General features: G+C 43.1%; 17 protein-coding genes. 13 read left to right on the top strand and 4 right to left on the bottom strand.

The annotated features are described in order from the left end of the window. Positions 1-15 precede the first annotated feature (15 nt). Together Q8P28_10440 and Q8P28_10445 are read right to left on the bottom strand one after the other, a co-directional pair. A complete protein-coding gene (locus Q8P28_10440; protein ID MDP2683195.1) occupies positions 16-1,068 on the bottom strand; it encodes a toll/interleukin-1 receptor domain-containing protein in 1,053 nt (350 codons plus the stop codon). 106 nt (positions 1,069-1,174) lie between these two features. After that, on the bottom strand, positions 1,175-3,631 hold the full coding sequence (locus Q8P28_10445; protein MDP2683196.1) for a vitamin B12-dependent ribonucleotide reductase: 2,457 nt from the start codon (positions 3,629-3,631) through the stop codon (positions 1,175-1,177). Positions 3,632-3,904: 273 nt separating this feature from the next. On the opposite strand from Q8P28_10445, the gene Q8P28_10450 reads away from it, so the two are divergent. The 9 genes from Q8P28_10450 (at position 3,905) to msrB (ending at position 13,046) form a co-directional block, all read left to right on the top strand. Beyond that, positions 3,905-4,654 carry an enoyl-CoA hydratase-related protein gene (locus Q8P28_10450; GenBank protein ID MDP2683197.1) on the top strand — a complete coding sequence of 250 codons (750 nt, stop codon included), beginning with the start codon at positions 3,905-3,907 and terminating at the stop codon, positions 4,652-4,654. A 217-nt stretch (positions 4,655-4,871) separates the two neighbouring features. After that, the gene (gene ftsH, locus Q8P28_10455) at positions 4,872-6,713 is read left to right on the top strand and encodes an ATP-dependent zinc metalloprotease FtsH (GenBank protein MDP2683198.1); all 1,842 of its coding nucleotides are present in this window, start codon (positions 4,872-4,874) and stop codon (positions 6,711-6,713) included. Positions 6,714-6,751: 38 nt separating this feature from the next. Next, complete coding sequence (gene folP / locus Q8P28_10460; protein ID MDP2683199.1) at positions 6,752-7,975, top strand: dihydropteroate synthase; 1,224 nt, start codon at positions 6,752-6,754, stop codon at positions 7,973-7,975. A 63-nt stretch (positions 7,976-8,038) separates the two neighbouring features. Then, a complete protein-coding gene (gene cdaA, locus Q8P28_10465; protein ID MDP2683200.1) occupies positions 8,039-8,797 on the top strand; it encodes a diadenylate cyclase CdaA in 759 nt (252 codons plus the stop codon). A 32-nt stretch (positions 8,798-8,829) separates the two neighbouring features. Further along, positions 8,830-9,501 carry a CdaR family protein gene (locus Q8P28_10470; GenBank protein ID MDP2683201.1) on the top strand — a complete coding sequence of 224 codons (672 nt, stop codon included), beginning with the start codon at positions 8,830-8,832 and terminating at the stop codon, positions 9,499-9,501. A 2-nt stretch (positions 9,502-9,503) separates the two neighbouring features. After that, the gene (glmM, locus tag Q8P28_10475; GenBank protein MDP2683202.1) at positions 9,504-10,853 is read left to right on the top strand and encodes a phosphoglucosamine mutase; all 1,350 of its coding nucleotides are present in this window, start codon (positions 9,504-9,506) and stop codon (positions 10,851-10,853) included. Continuing rightward, positions 10,853-11,569: a pyridoxine 5'-phosphate synthase gene (locus Q8P28_10480; GenBank protein MDP2683203.1), complete on the top strand. Its 717-nt coding sequence runs from the start codon at positions 10,853-10,855 to the stop codon at positions 11,567-11,569. Before glmM ends, Q8P28_10480 begins: the two co-directional genes overlap by 1 nt. 1 nt (position 11,570) lies before the next feature. Continuing rightward, the gene (gene acpS / locus Q8P28_10485) at positions 11,571-11,936 is read left to right on the top strand and encodes a holo-ACP synthase (GenBank protein MDP2683204.1); all 366 of its coding nucleotides are present in this window, start codon (positions 11,571-11,573) and stop codon (positions 11,934-11,936) included. A gap of 105 nt (positions 11,937-12,041) precedes the next feature. Continuing rightward, positions 12,042-13,046 carry a peptide-methionine (R)-S-oxide reductase MsrB gene (gene msrB / locus Q8P28_10490; protein ID MDP2683205.1) on the top strand — a complete coding sequence of 335 codons (1,005 nt, stop codon included), beginning with the start codon at positions 12,042-12,044 and terminating at the stop codon, positions 13,044-13,046. 27 nt (positions 13,047-13,073) lie between these two features. Here msrB and Q8P28_10495 read toward each other — a convergent pair whose 3' ends face one another. Next, positions 13,074-15,017: a carbon starvation protein A gene (locus tag Q8P28_10495; GenBank protein MDP2683206.1), complete on the bottom strand. Its 1,944-nt coding sequence runs from the start codon at positions 15,015-15,017 to the stop codon at positions 13,074-13,076. A 141-nt stretch (positions 15,018-15,158) separates the two neighbouring features. On the opposite strand from Q8P28_10495, the gene Q8P28_10500 reads away from it, so the two are divergent. The 4 genes from Q8P28_10500 (at position 15,159) to gltX (ending at position 20,686) form a co-directional block, all read left to right on the top strand. Beyond that, complete coding sequence (locus tag Q8P28_10500) at positions 15,159-17,069, top strand: SurA N-terminal domain-containing protein (protein ID MDP2683207.1); 1,911 nt, start codon at positions 15,159-15,161, stop codon at positions 17,067-17,069. Between the two features lie 41 nt (positions 17,070-17,110). Next, positions 17,111-18,829 (top strand): proline--tRNA ligase, encoded by a 1,719-nt coding sequence (locus tag Q8P28_10505; GenBank protein ID MDP2683208.1) that lies wholly within the window; start codon positions 17,111-17,113, stop codon positions 18,827-18,829. Continuing rightward, entirely contained in the window at positions 18,830-19,114 is a 285-nt protein-coding gene (locus Q8P28_10510) for a DUF3343 domain-containing protein (protein MDP2683209.1), read from the top strand. It abuts the gene before it with no gap. 99 nt (positions 19,115-19,213) lie between these two features. After that, a complete protein-coding gene (gene gltX / locus Q8P28_10515; GenBank protein ID MDP2683210.1) occupies positions 19,214-20,686 on the top strand; it encodes a glutamate--tRNA ligase in 1,473 nt (490 codons plus the stop codon). 113 nt (positions 20,687-20,799) lie between these two features. Here gltX and Q8P28_10520 read toward each other — a convergent pair whose 3' ends face one another. Further along, positions 20,800-21,918 carry an NHL repeat-containing protein gene (locus Q8P28_10520; protein ID MDP2683211.1) on the bottom strand — a complete coding sequence of 373 codons (1,119 nt, stop codon included), beginning with the start codon at positions 21,916-21,918 and terminating at the stop codon, positions 20,800-20,802. Positions 21,919-22,137 lie beyond the last annotated feature (219 nt).

Below are 22,137 nucleotides of genomic sequence, written 5' to 3' on the forward strand. Positions count from 1 at the left end.
TGCCCCCTTTCTCCACTACTCCTCAAAATATAAAATATTAGATTCGAATAGAATATCGAGCAATTCAAACAACTTCATCTCGGATAAATTCTCGCCCAAATATTTTACCTGCATTCGCACACTTCCTGACTTAAACTTGTGTGTACGGTTCTCATAGATGATGTGCATAGGACGCTCTAAAGTGAATTCAAGGTTATCATAAATCAGTGAACCATTGCTGGCAAGCCTGATACCCGTTTGATAAATTCTGGCTGTCAATTTATGTAGTGCTTCACAATAGTTTATAGATGGAATAAATATGATGGAAAATAACAACGGTTCTACCGCACCATTATTAAGTTCTTTTATCAAATCGTTTAAAATTGGGAATGTTATACCAGTAAGATTTGGATCCAATTTAATAGCCAGATTTTTATCGTCTTGCACGAATGACAGCCCATATGTGTAAGTACTATATTTGGTAGACTGACATTCTATTCCCTTTTCAATTAGCTTCTTATGTATTTCCTGCAATGTGGACTCTATGTTAGTAGGGCCTGAAATCTTAAATTGAATCTCATGAATTACTGTCGCATATTTTTGCAAGGTACTATTAGCAAGTGTCGTATCAGCAGTAAATATTTCGTTATATTCTGACTCTGTAAATGATTCTTCATGTTTGTGGGAAAATGCTTCGTTAATTAAGGCTATAATATTATTTAGACCCCTTGCATCTTTGATATTAAATCCTTGAAGCAAACTTAATGGAGGAGGTATTTGTTCTAAATCAACACCCAAAACACCAACTGGCACTACTCTCACTTCTTTACAATAAGAAAAACCTGCTTCAAAATATATCCAATGCGAATTTAACGAATGGGGAGATATAAAGACAATCATTAATTTGGAATTGTTTAGCGCCTCTTCAATTTTGTGAACCCAATTACGTCCAAGAGGAATACTCTGACCGTCGATAGACATGAACACCTCAATAGCATTGCCTGTCTTTAAAAGGATGAACTCTCGCAACTTTTTAAGGAGTTTTTCGTCATAAGATGAGTGGCTGAAAAAGATTGTTTCTTTACCCATTATAACTCCGTCAATCTAACCAAATATTTTGCTATGCATGCTTGAGATGGCTGTTTTTTAGCACCAGAGTTTTCTCATCCCTTATGCTCCATTTACTTATTAAGCCTTACCCGCAATCCGAATACCCGCAATTGCACTTGGCGCACCCTTCCTCATACTGCATCTGCGCGCCACAGTCAGGACAGGCGCCCCTCTGCAACACATCGGCGGCGCCTAAAAATCCGGAATGCGGTTTGCCGTCGCTGTAAACCATCTGCTCGTCGTGTATCTTAAGCCTCGTGTCGCCAATCTGCCTCTTATAATTTACATACCAATCCATAGCCCTGGCAACTGCGTCAGCGCATGATAGGATTTTTTCCTTGCCGTATCCCACAGGCACATGACAGCTTATGCCGCGCATCTGTTTGATAACCTCTTCCACCTGTATCCCGCTTCTCAGGGCAAGCGATGCCATCCTGCCTATTGCCTCGCACTGTGATGCAGCGCAGCCGCCTGCCTTGCCGATCTGCGTGAATATCTCAAACGGCCGCCCCTCCTCATCTTCATTTATGGTTATATAGAGATTTCCGCAGCCTGTCTTCATCTTTCTTGTTGCGCCAAAGGTAATGTCTCCTCTGGGTTTTGGGGTTAAAACTGTTGTTTGATGTTTCAATTCCTGTGTCTGTAATTTAGCGTCTTTTTTCTCCCCTTTATTCAAAACCTGCACATCCCTTGAACCATCCCTGTAAACGGTAACACCCTTGCAGTTGAGTTTATAGGCTAATCTGTAAACATCGGCAACATCCTCAGCCGTTGCCTCGTTCGGGAAGTTGACAGTCTTTGAAACCGCATTGTCCGTATACTTCTGAAATGCGGCCTGCATCTTTATATGCCATTCAGGGGATATATCGTGGGAGGTTACAAACAGCCTCTTTATGTCATCCGGCACATCGTTCACATCATGCAGCCCGCCTGTCTTGGCAACCTGTTTCATAAGCTCCGGGGTGTAGAAACCGCGCTCTTTGGCAATCTCCTCAAATAATGGATTTGCCTCTACGAGTTCAGCGCCGTCAAGCACATTTCTGGTATATGCCAGCGCAAATATAGGCTCTATTCCTGAGGAGCATCCTGCTATCATAGATATTGTTCCGGTCGGGGCAATGGTAGTTACAGTGGCATTCCTTATCTTACTGCCTCCATCGTATATAGAACCCTTAAAGTTGGGGAATTCACCCCTTTTCTCTGCGAGTTTAATGGACGCATCCTTCCCCTTTTCCTGTATAAAACCCATAACCTCAAGTGCTATGTCTATTGCCTCTTCTGAATTATATGGAATGCCAAGCCTTACCAGCATATCTGCAAAGCCCATTACACCAAGGCCTATCTTGCGGTTGCCCTTTGTCATATTTTCAATCTGGGGAATCGGATAACGGTTCATATCTATTACATTATCAAGAAAATGAACCGCTTCCTTTATAACATATTCAAGTTTACCCCAATCAATTTCAAAGACAGGGGTCGGGGATCGGGGATCGGTGATCGGATCGTAAAAGGGTTCAGTGTGAGATTTTCCTGACCCCTGACCCCTGACCCCTGCCCCCTGTCTTTTTACCATCTTTACAAGATTTATTGAGCCAAGGTTGCAGGACTCATAAGGCAGAAGCGGCTGCTCTCCGCATGGATTTGTTGATTCTATTGCGCCTATGTGCGGGGTTGGATTATCCCTGTTTATCCTGTCAATAAAGATTATGCCGGGGTCGCCGTTTTTCCATGCCATATTTACTATCTTTTCAAAGACCTCTTTTGCATTAAGACTTCCCGCGGCCTTTCCTGTCCTCGGATTCTTCAATTCATATTCTCTGCCTGCCTCTGCAGCCTCCATAAATTCCTCTGTAATAGCTACGGAGATATTAAAATTATTAAGTTTGTTATTATCCTCTTTGCAGGTTATAAAGTTCATGACATCAGGATGGTCTATCCGCAGTATCCCCATATTTGCCCCGCGCCGTGTGCCTCCCTGTTTTATTGCCTCTGTGGCAGAGTCAAATACTGTCATAAACGATATGGGGCCGGATGATATGCCGGAGGTTGAGCCAACTATATCTCCTGACGGCCTGAGCCTTGAAAACGAAAAACCAGTGCCTCCCCCGCTCTTATGGATTAAAGCAGTATGCTTTACAGCCTCAAATATGCTCTCCATTGAATCGTCCACCGGAAGCACAAAACATGCGGAGAGTTGCTGCAACTCCCTGCCGGCATTCATGAGGGTCGGGGAATTTGGCATAAACTGGAGCGAAGCCATCATCTCATAAAAAACCTCTGCTGTTTTTTCAATATCTGCCTTTGGGTCATATATCTTATCAGCCTGACTGATATTTTCTGCCACCCGCCAGAGCATAGTTTCAGGGGTTTCAATGGGATTGCCATTCAGATCTTTTTTAAGATACCGTTTTCCCAGCACCTTGATGGCATTATGCGCAAGCTGCGGAACTATCTTCTTTTGCTTTTGTGTCCCGCTGGATAGTTTCTTCTTTGGAACCGAAGGCTGGAAACCCTCTCCAAAAATGTCTTGTTCTGCGTCCATAACATCTCCTTTTTTTAAGTGAGTGAGCAAGCTGTTAGTTGTAAGCAGCCAAAAACTGCTTACTATTTTTAGTATAAACGTATGTCATTGAATATATAAACATAAGCGCTTGTTTTTAAAAGGCAAACGGCATATATTGTGTATTGGCGTCTACTATACCACAATATATTGTGTTGTCAAGAGGAAAATATGAAAGCAAAAATATGGAAGGAATGCGCAAATCCTTGACCATTTCCATTCTTCTGCTATACTTGTTGTCAAAGGAAGCTGCATATGAATAAATTGATGGATATACTTATAGAAAACAACCTTGCCCTAATCACTCTTAATAACCCGCCTGTAAATGCGCTATCTCTCAAGTTGATAGCCGGACTAAAGGAAGTTTTTTGGGATTTAAATAAAAAAGAAAATATCAAAATTATAATTATAACCGGCGCAGGCAGAACATTCTGCGCTGGCGCGGATATAAAGGAACTATCAGCGATAAAGACAAAGAAGGAGGGAGAGGCATTTGCAAAAAACGGACAGGAGTTGATGGATATTATTGAATCCTCAACCATTCCTGTAATTGCCGCTATAAATGGCGCATGTATCGGCGGAGGCAATGAGCTTGCCATGGCCTGCCATATAAGGATTGCTTCAGAGGATGCATGGTTTTCACAGCCTGAAATAAATCTTGGGATAATACCCGGTTTCGGTGGAAGCCGCAGGCTTACAAAAATAATAGGCAGAGGCAAGGCCATAGAACTCCTAATCACAGGAAACAAGATTTCGGCTAAAGATGCTTTGGCTATCGGCCTTTTAAATAAGATTGTCCCAAGAGACAAACTAATGGATGAAGCAAAAGAGCTTGCCGGCAGAATAGCAAATAAAAGCAGGCTTGCCGTAAGCTTATGCCTCAAGGCTATATATGGAGTGGAAGGAGAGGATAAACTCTTTGGCAAGGTTTGTGAAACAGAAGATAAGGATGAGGGCATACGCGCCTTTTTGGAAAAGAGACAGGCGGTATTTAAGGATAAGTAATTGCGATGTCAGCCAAAAAGGCATCAATTAAGCCATTACTCAGTTAAAATTCTATAAGATAAATTTCTGTTGTAATGTTTTTTGATTTATGACAATATACTTTTTTGCTAAAAGAAAAAACGCAGTTATTACATGCTGCCTTAAAAAGGATTGAGCTTACGCATAAATTTCTATCTGATTTTCATGCTGATTTAAGACAAGGGGGATAATATCAAGGATGAAGCAGTCTATTTATAAAAACATGGCAATGTGGCTCATTATAATAGCCACAATGGTGCTTCTCTGGAATATGTTCAGCCATACTCCGCAATCTCAGGAAAAGATTATATTCAGTGATTTTATACAGTCAGTGGAAAAGGGCAATATTGCAGAGGTTACCATACAGGGAAATGACATATATGGAAAATTTAAAGACGGCAAGGAATTTAAGACCTTTGCGCCTGATGATCCCGAACTTGTAAAAACACTTAGAACAATGGGTGTAAAGATATCGGCCAAACCGGCGGATCAATCCCAGTGGTGGGCAGTGCTTATTTCATGGTTTCCCATGCTTCTTCTCATAGGCGTTTGGGTATTTTTCATGAGACAGATGCAGATGGGCGGCGGCAAGGCAATGGCATTCGGCAAGAGCAAGGCAAGGCTTTTGAACGAGAGCCAGCAGAAGGTGACATTTAAGGATGTGGCTGGCATTGAGGAGGCTAAGGAAGAATTGGAAGAAATTATTGAGTTTTTAAAGGACCCGAAAAAGTTTACAAAACTCGGCGGCCGCATACCAAAAGGCGTGCTTCTCATGGGTTCGCCTGGAACAGGAAAAACCTTGCTTGCAAAGGCAATAGCCGGAGAGGCCGGTGTTCCGTTTTTCAGCATATCCGGCTCTGATTTTGTAGAAATGTTTGTTGGTGTTGGGGCATCCAGGGTCAGGGACCTCTTTCTTCAGGGAAAGAAGAATGCGCCGTGCATAATCTTTATAGATGAGATAGACGCTGTCGGAAGGCACAGGGGCGCAGGTCTTGGCGGCGGTCATGACGAAAGGGAGCAGACTTTGAATCAGCTTCTTGTGGAGATGGATGGCTTTGAATCAAATGAGGGCGTAATCCTGATTGCTGCAACAAACCGTCCGGATGTTTTGGATCCTGCATTGATGCGGCCAGGAAGGTTTGACAGGACAGTTATTGTCCCTAAACCCGACTTGAAGGGCAGGAGCGATATACTCACTGTCCACGCCAAAAAGGCGCCTCTGGCGGAGGATGTGAATTTTGAGGTGGTTGCAAGAGGAACCCCCGGTATGTCTGGGGCAGACCTTGCAAACTTAGTTAATGAAGCAGCCCTGCTGGCGGCAAGACGCGGCAAGAGCAAGGTTGATATGACCGATTTTGATGAGGCAAAAGACAAGGTATTGATGGGTAAGGAGCGGAAGAGCATGATAATAAGCGAAGAGGAGAAAAAGAATACGGCATATCATGAGGCAGGTCATACGCTTGTTGGGAAGCTTATCCCCGGTTCCGATCCTGTTCACAAAGTAACCATTATTCCGCGGGGCTACGCCCTTGGCCTTACCCAGTATCTGCCTCTGGATGAAAAACATACATGGCCGAGAGAGTATATCATGGGAGGGATTGCCATAATGATGGGAGGACGGGTAGCGGAAGAACTGGTTCTGCATCACATGACAACCGGCGCCGGTAATGACATTGAAAGGGCGACAGAGATGGCAAGAAAGATGGTGTGCGAGTGGGGTATGAGCGAAAAGATGGGGCCGTTAACATTTGGCAAAAAAGAAGAGATGGTATTTCTTGGAAAAGAGATAGCCTCACATAAGAACTACAGTGAGCAGACAGCCGAAGAAATAGACTCGGAGATAAAGGTAATTGTAATGGAAGGCTACAACAGGGCCAAAAAAATCCTTGTCGAAAATATTGACACCCTGCACAGACTTGCCAGCGCCCTTCTTGAAAAAGAGGTGCTGGACGGCGATGAAATAGACAGGATAATACGCGGCGAAAACAGCGGCAGGACCGAACCTTCAAAGGAAACCTCAGCAACCGCTGCATCCCACTAATCTGATAGCCTTTTTAAACCTGCGAGGTTTTTGTGAATTTGCCAAGGCATTTAAACATTACCTCTAAAGAAGAAATCGTGTCCGAGATGTCCCGCATTGGGGTTGACCGTGTGGGCATCAGGCTTATGGCCCCGAAACTGCTCCATCTGAATCTCAAGATAAAAGGTTTGACCGCCCCGCAGGCAAATATCCTTAAACAAGAAATGCTCTCAGTTGGCGGAGATGCAGCGGTATCGGTGGGCGTTATTAACTGTAGTGTTAAAACTACAGATGCCATTATATCCGGAACGGAAAAACAGATATACAGTGTAATTAAAAAGTTAAATATGCAGCCATTTGGTTTGAAACAAATCGGCAGCGCCATAAAAAAGGCTATTGACAATATATATATAAGAGAATGGATATTTGAAGTAAAAGAGAAAAAGTGGATTATAGGAAGGCGGACGTTGATAATGGGCGTCTTGAATGTAACGGCCGATTCCTTTTACGATGGCGGCCAATATCTAAAAAAAAGAGAGGCTGTAAAAAAGGCGCTGCAAATGGCAGAGGATGGCGCTGATATTATAGATGTGGGCGGTGAATCATCAAGGCCCGGCTCTAAACCGGTTTCTCTGGAAGAAGAGCTTAAAAGGATTATACCCGTAATAAAAGAAGCGGCTAAAAAAACCGATGCCGCCATATCAGTGGATACAACCAAGGCAGAGGTTGCAAGACAGGCTATTGACGCAGGGGCGCAAATAGTGAATGATATCAGCGCCATGAGATTTGATCCAGCAATGGCAGAGGTATGCGCAAAAACCAAAGTTGGTGTTATACTTATGCATACGAGAGGAACACCGGTAACAATGCAGGTGGATGTCAAATATGATGACCTTATATCGGAAATATTTAACCATCTGGAAGAGAGGGTATCCTTTGCCGTTAAAGCCGGCATTAAAAAAGAAAGGATTGCCGTTGACCCTGGCATAGGTTTTGGCAAGGGCGCTGAAGATAATTTGAAGATTATAAAAAGGCTCTCTGAATTTAAGTCCATTGGAAGACCGGTAGTTCTTGGAACATCGCGAAAATCCTTTATAGGCAAGATTCTTGGATTAGATGTAAAGAATAGGTTGGAAGGAACCATTGCCACCATTGCAGCCGGCATATTAAACGGAGCAAGTATTATTAGGGTTCATGATGTTAAGGAAACGCGAATGGCAGCAGATATGGCGGATGCGATAAAAAATGAAATTGTAAATTGTAAAATGCAAAATGCAAAATGAAGATTTTAATATTTTTAAATTTGAAATTTGCAATTTGCATTTTTCAATGGAGCGAAGCGACTTATGCCGCAGGCTATTTTTGATATTCGCTGGATAGATGTAGTTGATATCCTTATCGTTGCCTTTGTAATTTACAGGCTCATGCTCCTTGTAAAAGGGACAAGGGCGGAGAGAATGCTCTGGGGACTGGCTGTAATAGTCCTTGTCTATTTCGTATCCCAGAGGATGGAGTTATTTACACTTCACTGGATATTGAGCAATTTCCTCAGTTCAATAATAATAATAGTAATAGTGGTCTTTCAGAGGGATATAAGACGGGGATTGGTGCAGGTCGGTAAAACATCGTTATTTGGCAGAGGCGCAGGCTCAAAGGAAGAGATTTTCGAGGAACTGACCAAAGCGGCCTTTCAGATGTCAGGGGAAAAAATCGGCGCTTTGATAGTTCTGGAAAAAGATGTGGGATTGGGAGATTATCTTGATATCGGAGTAGAAGTAGATGCAAAGGTGAGTTCAGAAATGCTCCTTTCCATCTTTAATCCCTCGTCACCGGTTCATGACGGGGCGGCAATAATCAAAAAAGGCAGGATAAGCAGGGCCGGGTGTTTTCTTCCACTGACAAGAAACCAGGAGATAAGCAAATCATTGGGCACACGGCACAGGGCGGCTATTGGGCTTACAGAGGAGACTGATGCTGTTGTATTAGTTGTATCAGAGGAGAGCGGAGAGGTTTCTCTGGTTGTTGACGGAGAGATAGATAGAAATATGGACGCGGCAATATTACTGAAAAAGCTCAAAGATATATTCCGCAGCGCCCGCCTGTAGGATGAAGCCTAAGACAAAAAAGGGATATTTTTATGAGAGAGATCTTTTTGAAAGAGTTTTTCTTTAAAAATAAGATGTTAAAAATAATGGCCCTTGCATTTGCAATTGCCATGTGGTTTCTGGTAGAAGGCGAGAAAAGGACGGAGGTGGTTTTTTTGATTCCCCTTGAGTTCGGGAACCTCTCTAAAGATATGGTGATAATCGGCGAGCCTATAAGAGAGATAGAGGTAAGGATTCTTGCTTCAAAAAAGGTTATGTCAAAACTTTCTCCGGCGCAGCTATCTGCATCTATTGATCTTTCTACGGCTAAACAAGGTGTTAATAATATCAGAGTTGTCCAAAGGGATATAAAGACCCCAAAAGGCGCAGAGATTATAAAGGTGAATCCATCATCAATACCGATCCATCTGGAAACCGTTGCAAACAAACTTGTCCCGGTAAGGGTAAGGCTGTCTGGAAGCCCAGCAGGCGGTTTTAATGTAAAAGATATTTCTATTGAGCCTGATTCGGTTGTGTTATTCGGGACACAGTCGGAGTTAAAAGATATAAATGAAATATATACTGAGCAAATGGATATAACCGGAATAAAGGCAGACAAAACCACTATGCTGCATATCCAGCTTGCTGATACAGAATTAAAAAAGGCGGAACCTGATGTTGTAAAGGTAAAGGTGTCGGTAGTAAGAATGTGGAAAAGGAAATGACTATGAGAAAACTGTTTGGAACCGATGGTGTCAGAGGCGTTGCCAATATCTATCCAATGACCGCTGAAATTGCCATGCAGATTGGAAGGGCAATTGCGTATGTATTCAAGAAAGAGCCGCGAAGACATAAGATTGTAATCGGCAAAGATACAAGACTTTCCGGCTATATGCTTGAAAATGCAATGGTTGCAGGCATATGCTCCATGGGCGTTGACGTCATGCTTGTCGGCCCGCTTCCTACGCCAGGCATCGCCTTTATCACCTCCAGCATGAGGGCGGACGCAGGTGTTGTGATTTCAGCGTCCCACAACCCGTATCAGGACAACGGCATAAAGTTTTTTTCAAGGGATGGTTTTAAACTGCCCGATAAACTTGAGAGAGATATAGAGGATTTCATATTTAAAAACAATGAACCGTCTCACAGGCCGACTGCAAGCGATATTGGAAAGGCCTACAGAATTGACGATGCAATAGGCAGATATGTTGTGTTCGCAAAAAATACATTTCCAAAGGAATTAACGTTGGACGGTTTGAAGATAGCGGTTGACTGCGCGCATGGCGCTGCATACAAAGTTGCGCCGGAGGTGTTTTACGAACTCGGCGCAGATGTGTTTCCAATCGGCGTCAAACCAAACGGTGAAAACATAAATGACAGATGCGGCTCTCTCTATCCAGAGGCTGTCGCAAAATTGGTTAAAGAAAAAAAAGCGGATATCGGGATTGCGCTGGATGGCGACGGAGACAGGATGATTTTGGTTGATGAGAAAGGAAAGGTTTTGACCGGCGACCATGTTATGGCAATATTGGCAACAAGGATGTTGAAGCGGAACACCCTGAAAAAGAAAACTTTGGTTACAACCATTATGAGCAATATGGGTCTTGAAGAGGCCGTAAAAAAGGCAGGCGGCAGGATAATCAGAACAAAGGTTGGGGACAGGTATGTAACTGAGGAGATGTTGAAAGGCGGGTATAACCTTGGCGGCGAACAGTCAGGCCATATAATATTTATGGATCATACTACAACCGGAGACGGAATCATCTCTGCCCTGCAGATTCTGGCCATAATGGTAAAGGAGAATAAAAAGCTTTCAGAACTTGCCGCTGTTATGCGGACATATCCGCAGATTTTGATAAATGTAAAGGTAAAAGAGAAAAAAGAGCTTACAAAAAACCCTCAAATTGCCAAAAGGATAAAAGAGATAGAAAACAAATTGGACGGGAATGGAAGATTATCTGTCAGATATTCCGGCACAGAACTGCTTGCAAGGGTTATGGTAGAAGGAAGGCATGAAGGAGAGATAAAAAAGATGGCAAGGTATATTGCCAATGCGATAGAAAAGGAGCTTGGCTGATGGCAAGGTTATCTGTAAATATAGACCATGTGGCAACAATAAGACAGGCAAGATGCGCCAAAGAGCCTGACCCAGTGACAGCAGCAAGTTTGGCGGAACTTGGCGGCGCAGACGGTATAACCATTCATCTCCGTGAGGACAGAAGGCATATTCAGGACAGGGACGCAATCATCCTGAGGAAGACGGTTAAGACCAAACTTAATCTGGAAATGGCTGGAACGCAGGAGATGATGAAGATTGCCCTTGAGCTGAAACCGGATATGGTTACGCTTGTGCCGGAAAAGCGGCAGGAGCTGACAACAGAAGGCGGTCTGGATGTAAAAACCCAGAAAGATCACCTCAAAAAGTTTATCGCTGCCCTTAAAGAAGCCGGAATCAGGGTAAATCTTTTTATTGACCCTGAGCCGGAACAGGTAAAGGCCAGTCACAGAATAGACACAAATGGCATAGAAATACATACAGGGAAGTATTGTAATACGCAGGATGGGGTATTGAAAAAAGATAAAGAACTGGAACGGATATATAATACAGCCCTTCTTGCGTCAAAACTCGGCATGGCTGTTCATGCAGGCCACGGCCTTGATTATTACAACATAAAGAGGGTTGCAGAGATAAAAGAGATTGAAGAATTTGCCATTGGCTTCAGCATAATAGCAAAAAGCGTATTTGTTGGCATAGAGAGAGCAGTTAGGGAGATAAAGGAGCTTGTAAAATAGTATGATTTACAATATCGGCATAGACATTGTGCATATCCCTAAGTTCAAAAAGGCGGTTGAAAGATGGGGAGATAAACTTAAAAAAAGAATATTTACTAAAGGCGAGTTAGCATACTGCAAAAACAGAAGATTTTCTGAGCAGCACCTTGCAGTGCGCTTTGCAGCCAAAGAGGCCTTTATAAAGGCCCTCGGGCGCGGAGTTGGATCTAATAAAGAGATAGAGGTAACAAACAACAGTGATGGCAGGCCTTACATATTATTGAACTCAAAATCCCCAATTCAGAACTCGGAACTCCGAACTCATTTATCCCTTTCCCATGACGGTGATTACTGTATTGCACAGGTGATATTAGAGACAAACGAGTAATAAATTATGAGATGGACAACATTGACAATCTTTGCTTTATTATCAATTATGATAGCGAACGGCTGTTCAAAGATTGGAAAAGAGGATAAGACTGAGGGGGCTTCTATGAAAAGTGAGGCTAATAATCTTGAAAAGGCAACCTTTGCCGGAGGATGTTTCTGGTGCATGGAACCTCCATTTGAAAAACTTGACGGAGTTGTTGATGTCATATCCGGCTACACAGGCGGAGATAAGGAAAGCCCCACCTATGAGGAAGTATCTTCTGGCTCCACCGGCCATCTTGAAGCAATTCAGATAATTTACGACCCGGCTAAAATAACCTATCAGGAACTCCTTGATGTATTCTGGAGGCAAATTGACCCCACAGATGCAGGGGGTTCTTTTGTTGACCGGGGGTCTTCGTATAAGTCAGCCATCTTCTACCATAACGACGAGCAGAGACGTCTTGCTGAAGCCTCTAAGGAGAAATTGGCGAAATCAGGACTCTTTGATAAACCGATAGCAACAGAGATAGTCAAATTAAAAACCTTCTATAAAGCCGAAGAGTATCATCAGGATTATTATAAGAAAAACCAGTTAAGGTACAAATACTACAGGTCAAGATCAGGCCGCGATCAGTTTATCAAAAAGGTATGGGGAAAGAAAAAAGATGAATACCAAAAACCTGCTGACGAAGAGCTTAAAAAAATATTAACCCCATTGCAGTATGAGGTAACGCAAAAAAGCGGCACTGAAAAACCGTTTCAAAATGAATACTGGGACAACAAGAGAGCAGGTATATATGTTGATATTGTCTCAGGAGAACCGCTTTTTACCTCTAATGATAAATATGATTCAGGCACAGGATGGCCGAGCTTTACAAAACCCCTTGAGACTGAGAACATCGCAGAGAAAGAAGACAGCGGTTTTTTTACAGTGCGCACCGAGGTAAGAAGCAGACTCGCCGACTCTCATCTGGGGCATATATTTGATGATGGCCCGAAGCCCACGGGTTTAAGATATTGCATTAATTCCGCCGCCCTGAGATTCATCCCAAAAGAGGATTTGGAAAAAGAAGGATATGGAGAGTATAGAAAGCTTTTTATACATAACAACATAAATCCGAATTAACCCGCAATTACCCCATCCCCCCCGATGCTACCTTACCTCCATATCCTCTGCCCATTCAATCACCTCGCTTGTTATAATCTCCCGCTTGCCTATGAGATAGCCGTACCATTTATAAACAGAGTCCGCAACAGTAACTACTGATAGAGCGGCCATAGCGGCAACAAGCCCTGCATCAAGTTTAAAGGCAAATATATCGCCGGGTAATGCGGCATTTGAGGCCTTGTCAAGAAATATCCATGAGAGTTCCCATGAGGCTGTTAAAGTAGTAATAAACATGAAAAGCATTGGCAAAAAAGTTACCCAGACATATTTAAGTCTTCCCATTTTTATAATTATTGTTGTCCCCACGCAAAAGGCAAGGGCTGCCAGCAATTGATTTGCCACGCCGAACATGGGCCAGATGGTGGATATATTTCCTGAGTGTATTAAATAGCCCCATGCGCCCACCACAAGAAAACTGCTCATGATTGTCCCGGGCATCCAGTTTGTCCTTGCAAGAGGCTTATAGACATATCCCCCGATTTCCTGCAAAATAAATCTTGCAACCCTTGTGCCCGTGTCAACTGTTGTCAATATAAATAGCGCCTCAAACATGAGGGCAAAATTATACCAGTATGGCATGAGGGTTTTCATTCCAGGCAGGCTTGAGAATATATACGCCATTCCCACAGCAAGTGAGACTGCTCCGCCCGGTCTTCCTGCAACATCAACGCCCACAGCTTGAGATAGTTCCTGAATCTTACTTACCGGGAAACCAAGCTGGGCAAGCTGCTCAAATGACAGTTTTGTGTTTATTGCAAAGTAGTCGCCGGGTATGAGTATGGTTGCTGCTATTATGGCAATGACTGCAACAAAGCCTTCAGTAAGCATTGCGCCAAAGCCTATCATCCTTATCTCGCTTTCGCTCTGTATCATCTTCGGCGTTGTGCCTGATGATATGAGGGAATGAAATCCCGATACTGCGCCGCAGGCAATGGTTATGAACATGAACGGAAAAACGCTCCCCGGGATTATCGGTCCGCCGCCGTCAATGAATTTTGTTACAGCCGGCATCTGGACATCAGGAGCAATAAATATTACACCCAAGGCAAGGATTATTACAGTGCCTATCTTCATGTATGTTGAGAGGTAGTCACGGGGACAGAGGAGCAGCCACACAGGCAGGACAGATGCCACAAATCCGTATATTGCCATGAGAATTACCAGTGTGTTTCTGTTAAGATTGAAATATGGCTCAAGGCCTGAGCCGGGGATGATGTATCTTCCAAGTATTACAGCAAGCAGAAGCAATACAACGCCGATTATACTTACCTCCGCAACCTTGCCGTGTCTTATTTTATAGAGGTATATGCCCATAAAGAGGGCAATCGGTATTGTGGCGGTGATTGTAAATGTCCCCCATGCGCTGTGGGTGAGTGCATTCACAACAGTAAGACCAAGCCCTGCCAAGGCAACGATTATAATGAACAAAATGGCAAGGGCTGCGGTAATGCCGGCAACTGGGCCGATTTCGTCTTTTGCGATTTGGGCAAGGGAGCGGCCGTTTCTTCTTACAGATGCTGTGAGAATTACAGTATCATGGACAGCGCCGCCCAGCACTGCACCGATGAGTATCCAGAGGAATCCGGGGAGATACCCGAATTGAGCGGCAAGCACAGGCCCGATTAAAGGCCCTGCGCCTGCTATGGCAGCAAAGTGATGGCCAAATAGGACCCATTTGTGTGTAGGATGATAATCCCTTCCATCAGCAAGCCTTTTTGCAGGGGTCAGCCTTTTTTCATCAATGTTTAATACCTTTGCTGTTATGAATGCGCCATAGAGACGATAAGAAATTATAAAAAAGCAGGCTGCAGCTACAACAAACCACAAGGCATTGACATGCTCGGACGGGTTTATTATCTGTGTCACAACGCCAATGGCAAATGTGCCGATAATGGCCAATATTAATATTGTGATGGTGGATGATTTCATAAAAACCTCCTGCTGTGTTTTATTATAAGGCAGGTAATTGCGTAAGGTCAAGACAGGTTTTTATTTTCTTACTTAAAAAGATTGAATTTTAACTGTAAGTTGGTTAATATCATCTTCTAAAATTTTATTGGAGGTTTTTTTATGCTTAAGGTTTTAAGAAAAAAGAAGAGGTCATGGATGATCTTTTTAATACTCGGGGCCATTATTATGGTCTTTGTGCTGTGGGGTGTCGGAAATTTCAAGTTGGATAAGGCCACTGTCGCAGCCAGTGTAAACGGCAAACCCATAACTGCCACTGCATACGTCAGGGCATATCAACAGCAGATAAATTATTACAGGAACATCTTAAAAGACCAGTTTAATGATGAGTTTCTGGAAAGAATGAATCTTAAACAGAATACCATCCAGATACTTATAAACACAGAGCTTCAGCTTCAGGAGGCAAAAAAACAGGGCATTACCGTTTCAACCGATGATATTCAAAAGAAAATCGCATCTGTTCAGGTGTTTCAAAAGGGCGACGTGTTTGACAAGGGGCAATATCTTCAGGTGCTAAAGGCAAACCACCTATTACCAGGAGATTATGAAAAAGGGGTCAAAGACAGCCTTATCATTGACAAGGTTCAGAAAAAGATAACCGACGCAATAAATATTGCCGACAAGGAAATAGAGGACACATTTGCCGGCGAAAACAAAAAAATCAATCTTCAATATATTGCAGTAGGCGGAGCAAGGTTTGAAAAGGATGCAGTTGCTGCAGATGGGGAAGCGCAGGCCTATTTTGAAAAAAACAAGGCGTCATTTAAGCTGCCGACAATGATTAAGGCGGCTTATATTTCAATTCCATTTAAAGACCTTTTGCAAAAGGCAAAGATCTCAGAGGCAGAGATAAAGGAATACTATGAAAAAAACATAAATGAATTTCAGACGCAAAAACAGGTTTCTGCAAGCCATATACTTGTAAAACCGGCATCAGGCGCATCAGACATGAAAAAGGCAAAGGAAGAGGCGCGGAAAAAGGCAGAGGATATACTTTCATCATTGGCTAAAAAAGGCGAAGACTTTGCATTGCTTGCTAAAAAATATTCAGATGACAAGGCATCCGGCAGCAAAGGCGGCTCTCTTGGCTATTTCAAACAAGGAGAGATGATAAAACATTTTGAAGATGCGGCCTTTTCCCTTAAAAAAGGCGGAATAAGCGGCATTGTAGAAACGGAAAGAGGCTATCACATCATAAAAATTGATGACGTAAAAGAGGCGAGGCTTATGCCTTTTAAAGAGGCAAAGGGTATAATAATAAAAAAACTAACAGAGACAGGCGCAAAAAAACTGGCTTTAGACACGGCGGCTGAAATACAGAAGGCTGTCATATCTGAAAAAAGGGAGATGAAGGACGAAGCAGCGAAGAAAAAACTTAAACTGGTAGAAACCGGGCCTTTCTCAGAAAGGGATATGAAGATAGAGCTTGTCAGAAATGCTGAACTCAAAAAAGCAGCCTTTTCTCTAAAGGCCGGCGAGATAAGCAACGCTGTTGAAACCGAGAGTAGCGTTTATATCATAAAGATTTTAGACAAAAAAGAAGAACACATACCAGGATACGAAGAGGCGGCGGCTTCTGTTAAAAACGCTCTTATAAAGGGGAAGGCAATGGAAAAGGCAAAAGAGACTGCTGATGCTATTTTAAAAAGACTAAAACAGGGCGAGGACTTTCAGAAACTTGCCTCAAAAGATGGTTATACTACAGGAGAAAGCGGCTTTTTTACAAAGGTTGAAGGTTATATTGCTAATATCGGTTTATCTGTAGGGGATAAGCCTGATATGTTTTCCCTTACCAAAGAAAAACCTTATTATTCTCAGACCATCCCGCATGGAAACAAGTTTTATATATTCGGGCTTAAAGATATAAAAGAGGCTGACAAGGCTGAATTTGAGGCAAAAAAGGCTCAAATCAAGGATCGCCTCCTTAAAGAAAAACAGCAGGACTCCCTGAACAAGTGGCTGAATGACCTTAAGTCAAAGGCAAAGATTGAGATAAATAAAGATGCGCTGTAACCGCCCGCGGCTCGGCAAAACCTGAAATAAAGGATCTGAACATGCGATTTTCTCAAATATTTCTCCCCACCCTTAAAGAGGCCCCTTCTGATGCAGAGGTTGTAAGCCACAGGCTTATGACAAGGGCTGGTATGATACGAAAGGTGGCGGCAGGCATTTATAATTATCTTCCATTGGGTCTCAGGGTAATACGAAAAGTGGAGAATATCGTTCGTGAAGAGATGGACAAGGCAGGCGCTCAGGAAGTTTCCATGCCCATGGTTATACCTTCTGAACTCTGGCAGGAAAGCGGCAGATGGGATGTGTATGGCAAAGAATTGTTGCGCTTAAAAGACAGACATCAGAGAGAGTTTTGCCTCGGCCCGACACATGAAGAGGTCATAACAGATATGCTTCGCAGAGAAGTCCGCTCCTACAAAGAACTCCCGATAACCCTTTACCAGATTCAGACTAAATTCAGAGATGAGATAAGACCGAGATTCGGGCTTATGCGCGGCAGAGAATTTATAATGAAAGATGCATACTCCTTTCACGCAACAGAAGAGGATGCTGAAAGGGAATATCAGAATATGTATGACGCTTACTGCCGGATATTTGAAAGATGCGGGCTTAATTTCAGGGCTGTGGAGGCAGAGACAGGCGCAATAGGCGGAAGGTTTTCGCATGAGTTTATGGTTCTGGCAGATACAGGAGAGGATGCGATTGCAAGCTGCAATAAATGCAAATATGCGGCAAATGTGGAAAGGGCGGAGACAAAAAGCCGCAAGTCACAAGTCACAAGTCACAAGTCAGAAAAGGAAGAACCTCTTGAAAAAGTATCAACGCCCGGTATGAAAACCGTTGAGGAAGTGAGCGGGTTCTTAAAAACAACACCGCAAAAACTGATTAAAACAATGATATACGATTCAGATAAGGGGGTTGTGGCTGTGCTTGTGCGGGGAGATTATGAACTTAATGAGGCAAAACTTAAGAGACTGCTGGAAGTAGAACGGCTGGTCCTTGCAGATGAAGATACTGTGAGAAAGGCAACCAGCGCACCATCAGGTTTTGCAGGGCCTGTCGGATTAACCGTCAGAATAGTTGCGGATTACAGCATCCAATCGGTTGCAAACTCTATTGTCGGCGCCAATGAAGCTGATACCCATTTTATCAATGTTAATTTAAACAGGGATTTTAGGGCGGATGTTTTTGGAGATTTAAGGATGGTTATTGCGGGGGATTTATGCCCCAGATGCGATGGCGTATTGGAAATATTCAGAGGGATTGAAGTAGGACATGTTTTTAAACTCGGCACAAAATACAGCGAGGCAATGAATGCAACATTTTTGAATGAAAAAGGAGAGGCGAAACCTATGATTATGGGCTGCTACGGCATAGGTATCGGCAGAACTGCCGCGGCTGGCATAGAGCAAAATCATGATGATAAGGGAATTATCTGGCCCATGCCCCTTGCGCCATTTCATCTCCATCTTGTCCCTGTTAATGTAAATGATAAAACAACAATGGACGTTGCAGAAACAATTTATAAGAATCTGACAGATACAGGGCTTGAGGTTTTGATGGATGACAGGGATGAAAGGGCAGGCGTCAAATTCAATGACGCTGATTTGATAGGGATACCGATAAGGATTACTATCGGAAGCAAGGCCTTGAAAGAAAACTCGGTTGAGTTGAAGATGAGAAGGTCGCCTGACGCAAGCCTTATCAAAATGGACGAGGTCAGAGGGAAGGTTCTGGAAATTGTAAAACAAGGGAAATAAATGGAATACATCGCCACCTTTGGCTCAACCCACAAGGCGTTAAAGGCAGAGAAGGTATTAAAGGAAAAAGACATACCGTTCAAACTGATACCCACGCCAAAAAAACTTGCTGCGTTCTGCGATCTCGCCGTATCATTTGAAGACAAAGACAGAACAGCGGTTGAAACTGCCTTTAGAGACAGCAGTATAAAGACGACGGCAATATACGGAAAGAAAGGAGATGAGTATGTTAAAGTGCAGTTTTTGCGGCAAGGAAAGCGAAACAGTAATAAGGATAGCTCTTGACAGGGATTATGACAGACTAACAGTAAAACACGATGTCAAATATGCGTGCCCCGCGTGTTCAAAAAAGAAAGAGGAAGAAAAGAAAAAACAGATAAAAAAATGAGGCTTACACTTATTACCCCGGGACAGGGGAAGGCTACAAAATATATAAGGGAGGTATCTTTGGAAATCAGGACACGATTTGCGCCAAGCCCGACAGGCTATCTTCACATAGGCGGGGCAAGGACAGCCCTTTTTAACTGGCTCTTTGCGAGACAACATAAGGGAAAAATTATCTTAAGGATTGAAGATACGGATGCGGCAAGGTCAACGGAGGAGTCTGTTCAGGCAATCATTGACGGGATGCAGTGGCTGGGCCTTAACTGGGATGAAGGCCCTTATTTCCAGAGCAAGCAGTTTGATCTTTACAGAGATCATGCATATAAACTTATTGAAATGGACAAGGCATATAAATGCTTTTGCACACCTGAAGAGCTGGAGCAAAGACGAAAGGATGCCCTTGCTCAGGGAAGGCCTCCTAAATATGACGGCAGGTGCAGAAATAATACCCCCTCCCCCACTTTAACAAAGGGGGGATTTACAATAAGATTCAAGATTCCCTCAGGAACAACATTGGTCAAAGATATTGTTAAAGGAAATATTGCATTTGACAATAACGAGATAGAGGATTTAATCATCCTTAGAAGCGATGGAACGCCCACCTATAATCTCTGCGTGGTTGTTGATGATGCAACTATGAAGATAACGCATGTTATAAGGGGTGACGACCACCTGAACAATACGCCAAAGCAGATGCTTTTATCTGAGGCATTTAAATACCCAATCCCGGCATTTGCCCATCTCCCTATGATACTCGGCTCTGATAAGACAAGGCTTAGCAAGCGTCACGGCGCCACATCTGTCATGGCATACAAAGAAATGGGTTACCTGCCGCATGCCCTGGTAAATTATCTTGCACGGCTTGGATGGTCTTATAGGGACCAGGAGATATTTACAATTGAAGAGCTTACGGGAAAATTCTCCCTCGAAAATGTGGGCAAATCATCAGGTATATTCAATCCTGAAAAACTTTTGTGGCTGAATCACCATTATATAAAAGAGTCAAGAACGGATGAACTGGCAAAACTGCTATGTCCGTTCCTGGAGACAAGGGGATATAAGGTTCAGGCAGATAAAAGGCTTGCAAATATTATAAAAACCGTTCAGGAAAGAAGCAATACCTTTGTAGAGATGGCCGATGCCGCTGAATTTTATTTTAAGGAAGATATTGTGTATGAAGAAAAGGCTGCCCAAAAATTTTTAACTCAAGATATGACTCCGATGTTTGAAACCCTTATATCAGGGCTTGAGAGCATCCATGATTTCACCCATGAGACTATTGAGACTGTATTCAGTAATATAATCAATGCAAGAGGCATAAAACTCGGCAAAATCGCCCAGCCTGCAAGGGTTGCACTAACAGGCGGAACAGTAAGCCCTGGCATATTTGAGGTGATAGAAAACCTTGGCAAAGAAATAAGTTTGGCAAGGCTGAAAAAGGCAATTGTATTTATAGAACAAAAAACTAAATAAACTTACTCTCTATCATTATATATATTTAAACCAATATCTCTATCATCGGCTACTACCTCCGGTCCTGTGCCATCACCGGGGATTACGGCAATCTTGTAGTTCTTTTGCATATCCTATATCTTCTTAATTAAGATCTTTCTTATCATATGGTTGAATGTATCGGCTATATAGATATTATCAGCTTGATCTATTGCTATGCCAAAAGGATAATTGAGGCTGGCCTCATTAGCCGGTGTCTCGTCAGGAGAAAAACCGGCCTTTCCGTTTCCTGCCACAGTAACGATTTCACCTGTTTTCCTGTAGATCTTTCTGACCATATGGTTGTCAGAGTCTGTTGTGTATATATCCCCCTTTGAGTCTAATGCAATTGAATAGGGTCGGGAGAGGCTTTTTTCTGACGATTTTTTATCTCCAACCCGAAATGAGGCATCATCCCCTGCTACTGTGTTTATAATTCCTGTATCTTTATCTATTATCCTGATGCGATTATTAAATGTATCAGCTATAAATATATTCCCCTCATTGTCCACTGCTACACCGCCTGGGCATGTAAGGTCAGCATATATCGCAGGGCCGTTGTCTCCGCTGAATGAGCCATTTCCGCTTCCAGCCACAGTTGTTATCACCCCGGTTGCCACATCTACCTTCCTGATTTTATGGTTCATAAAATCGGCAATAAATATATCCCCACTCCTGTCTATTGCTATGCCTGATGGCTCAGACAGGCTTGCTTCGGTTGCCTGTCCTTCATCACCGCCAAAGCCATCCTGGCCATTGCCTGCTATGGTTGTGATGATACCTGAGATTATCTCTACCTTTCTTATTCTATGATTAAATGTATCTGTAATGTAGACATTTCCCGTCTGGTCCACGGCAATGGCAGATGGATACCTTAACATGGAAGATCTTGCAGGGCCGTTGTCACCGATAGAATCGGAGGGAAGTCCTTCTTTGCGTGGTAATTTCCCAAGCTGCCTTTGATACATCATTTCTTCAACATCACCACCGCTCTCGCTATTGGGAAGGAAGTGCCCTGCGATAGTGTTTATGCATCCATTTGTATCTACGCGCATTATCAGGCAGTTTTCTGTGTCGGCGATATATATGTTTCCCTTTCTGTCTAATGCTACACCCTTTGGCTCATTAAGCATTGCTGATATTGCATCTCCCCCATCGCCGCCAAATCCGGCTTCTCCAGTCCCTGCTATTGTATAAATCGATCCTATTTTCATAGTCTCCTGTCCTTTAACGATCAAAAATGTATGTCATATTATAAGATATTGAGATATTAAGTCAATCATCATCACAATAGGGTAATGTATTATTTCTTGTGTCAGAAGCAAGAAAGGGGTATCTCCATGGTAAGCCAATACCAAAACAAAAGGAGGATACCCCATGACTCAAAGAGCCACAATAGAGAATTATGCACAGGCAGTAAGGATAGTCAAGGA

The organism is Deltaproteobacteria bacterium, assembly GCA_030690165.1.
Classification (GTDB): Bacteria; Desulfobacterota; GWC2-55-46; order UBA9637; family UBA9637; genus JACRNJ01.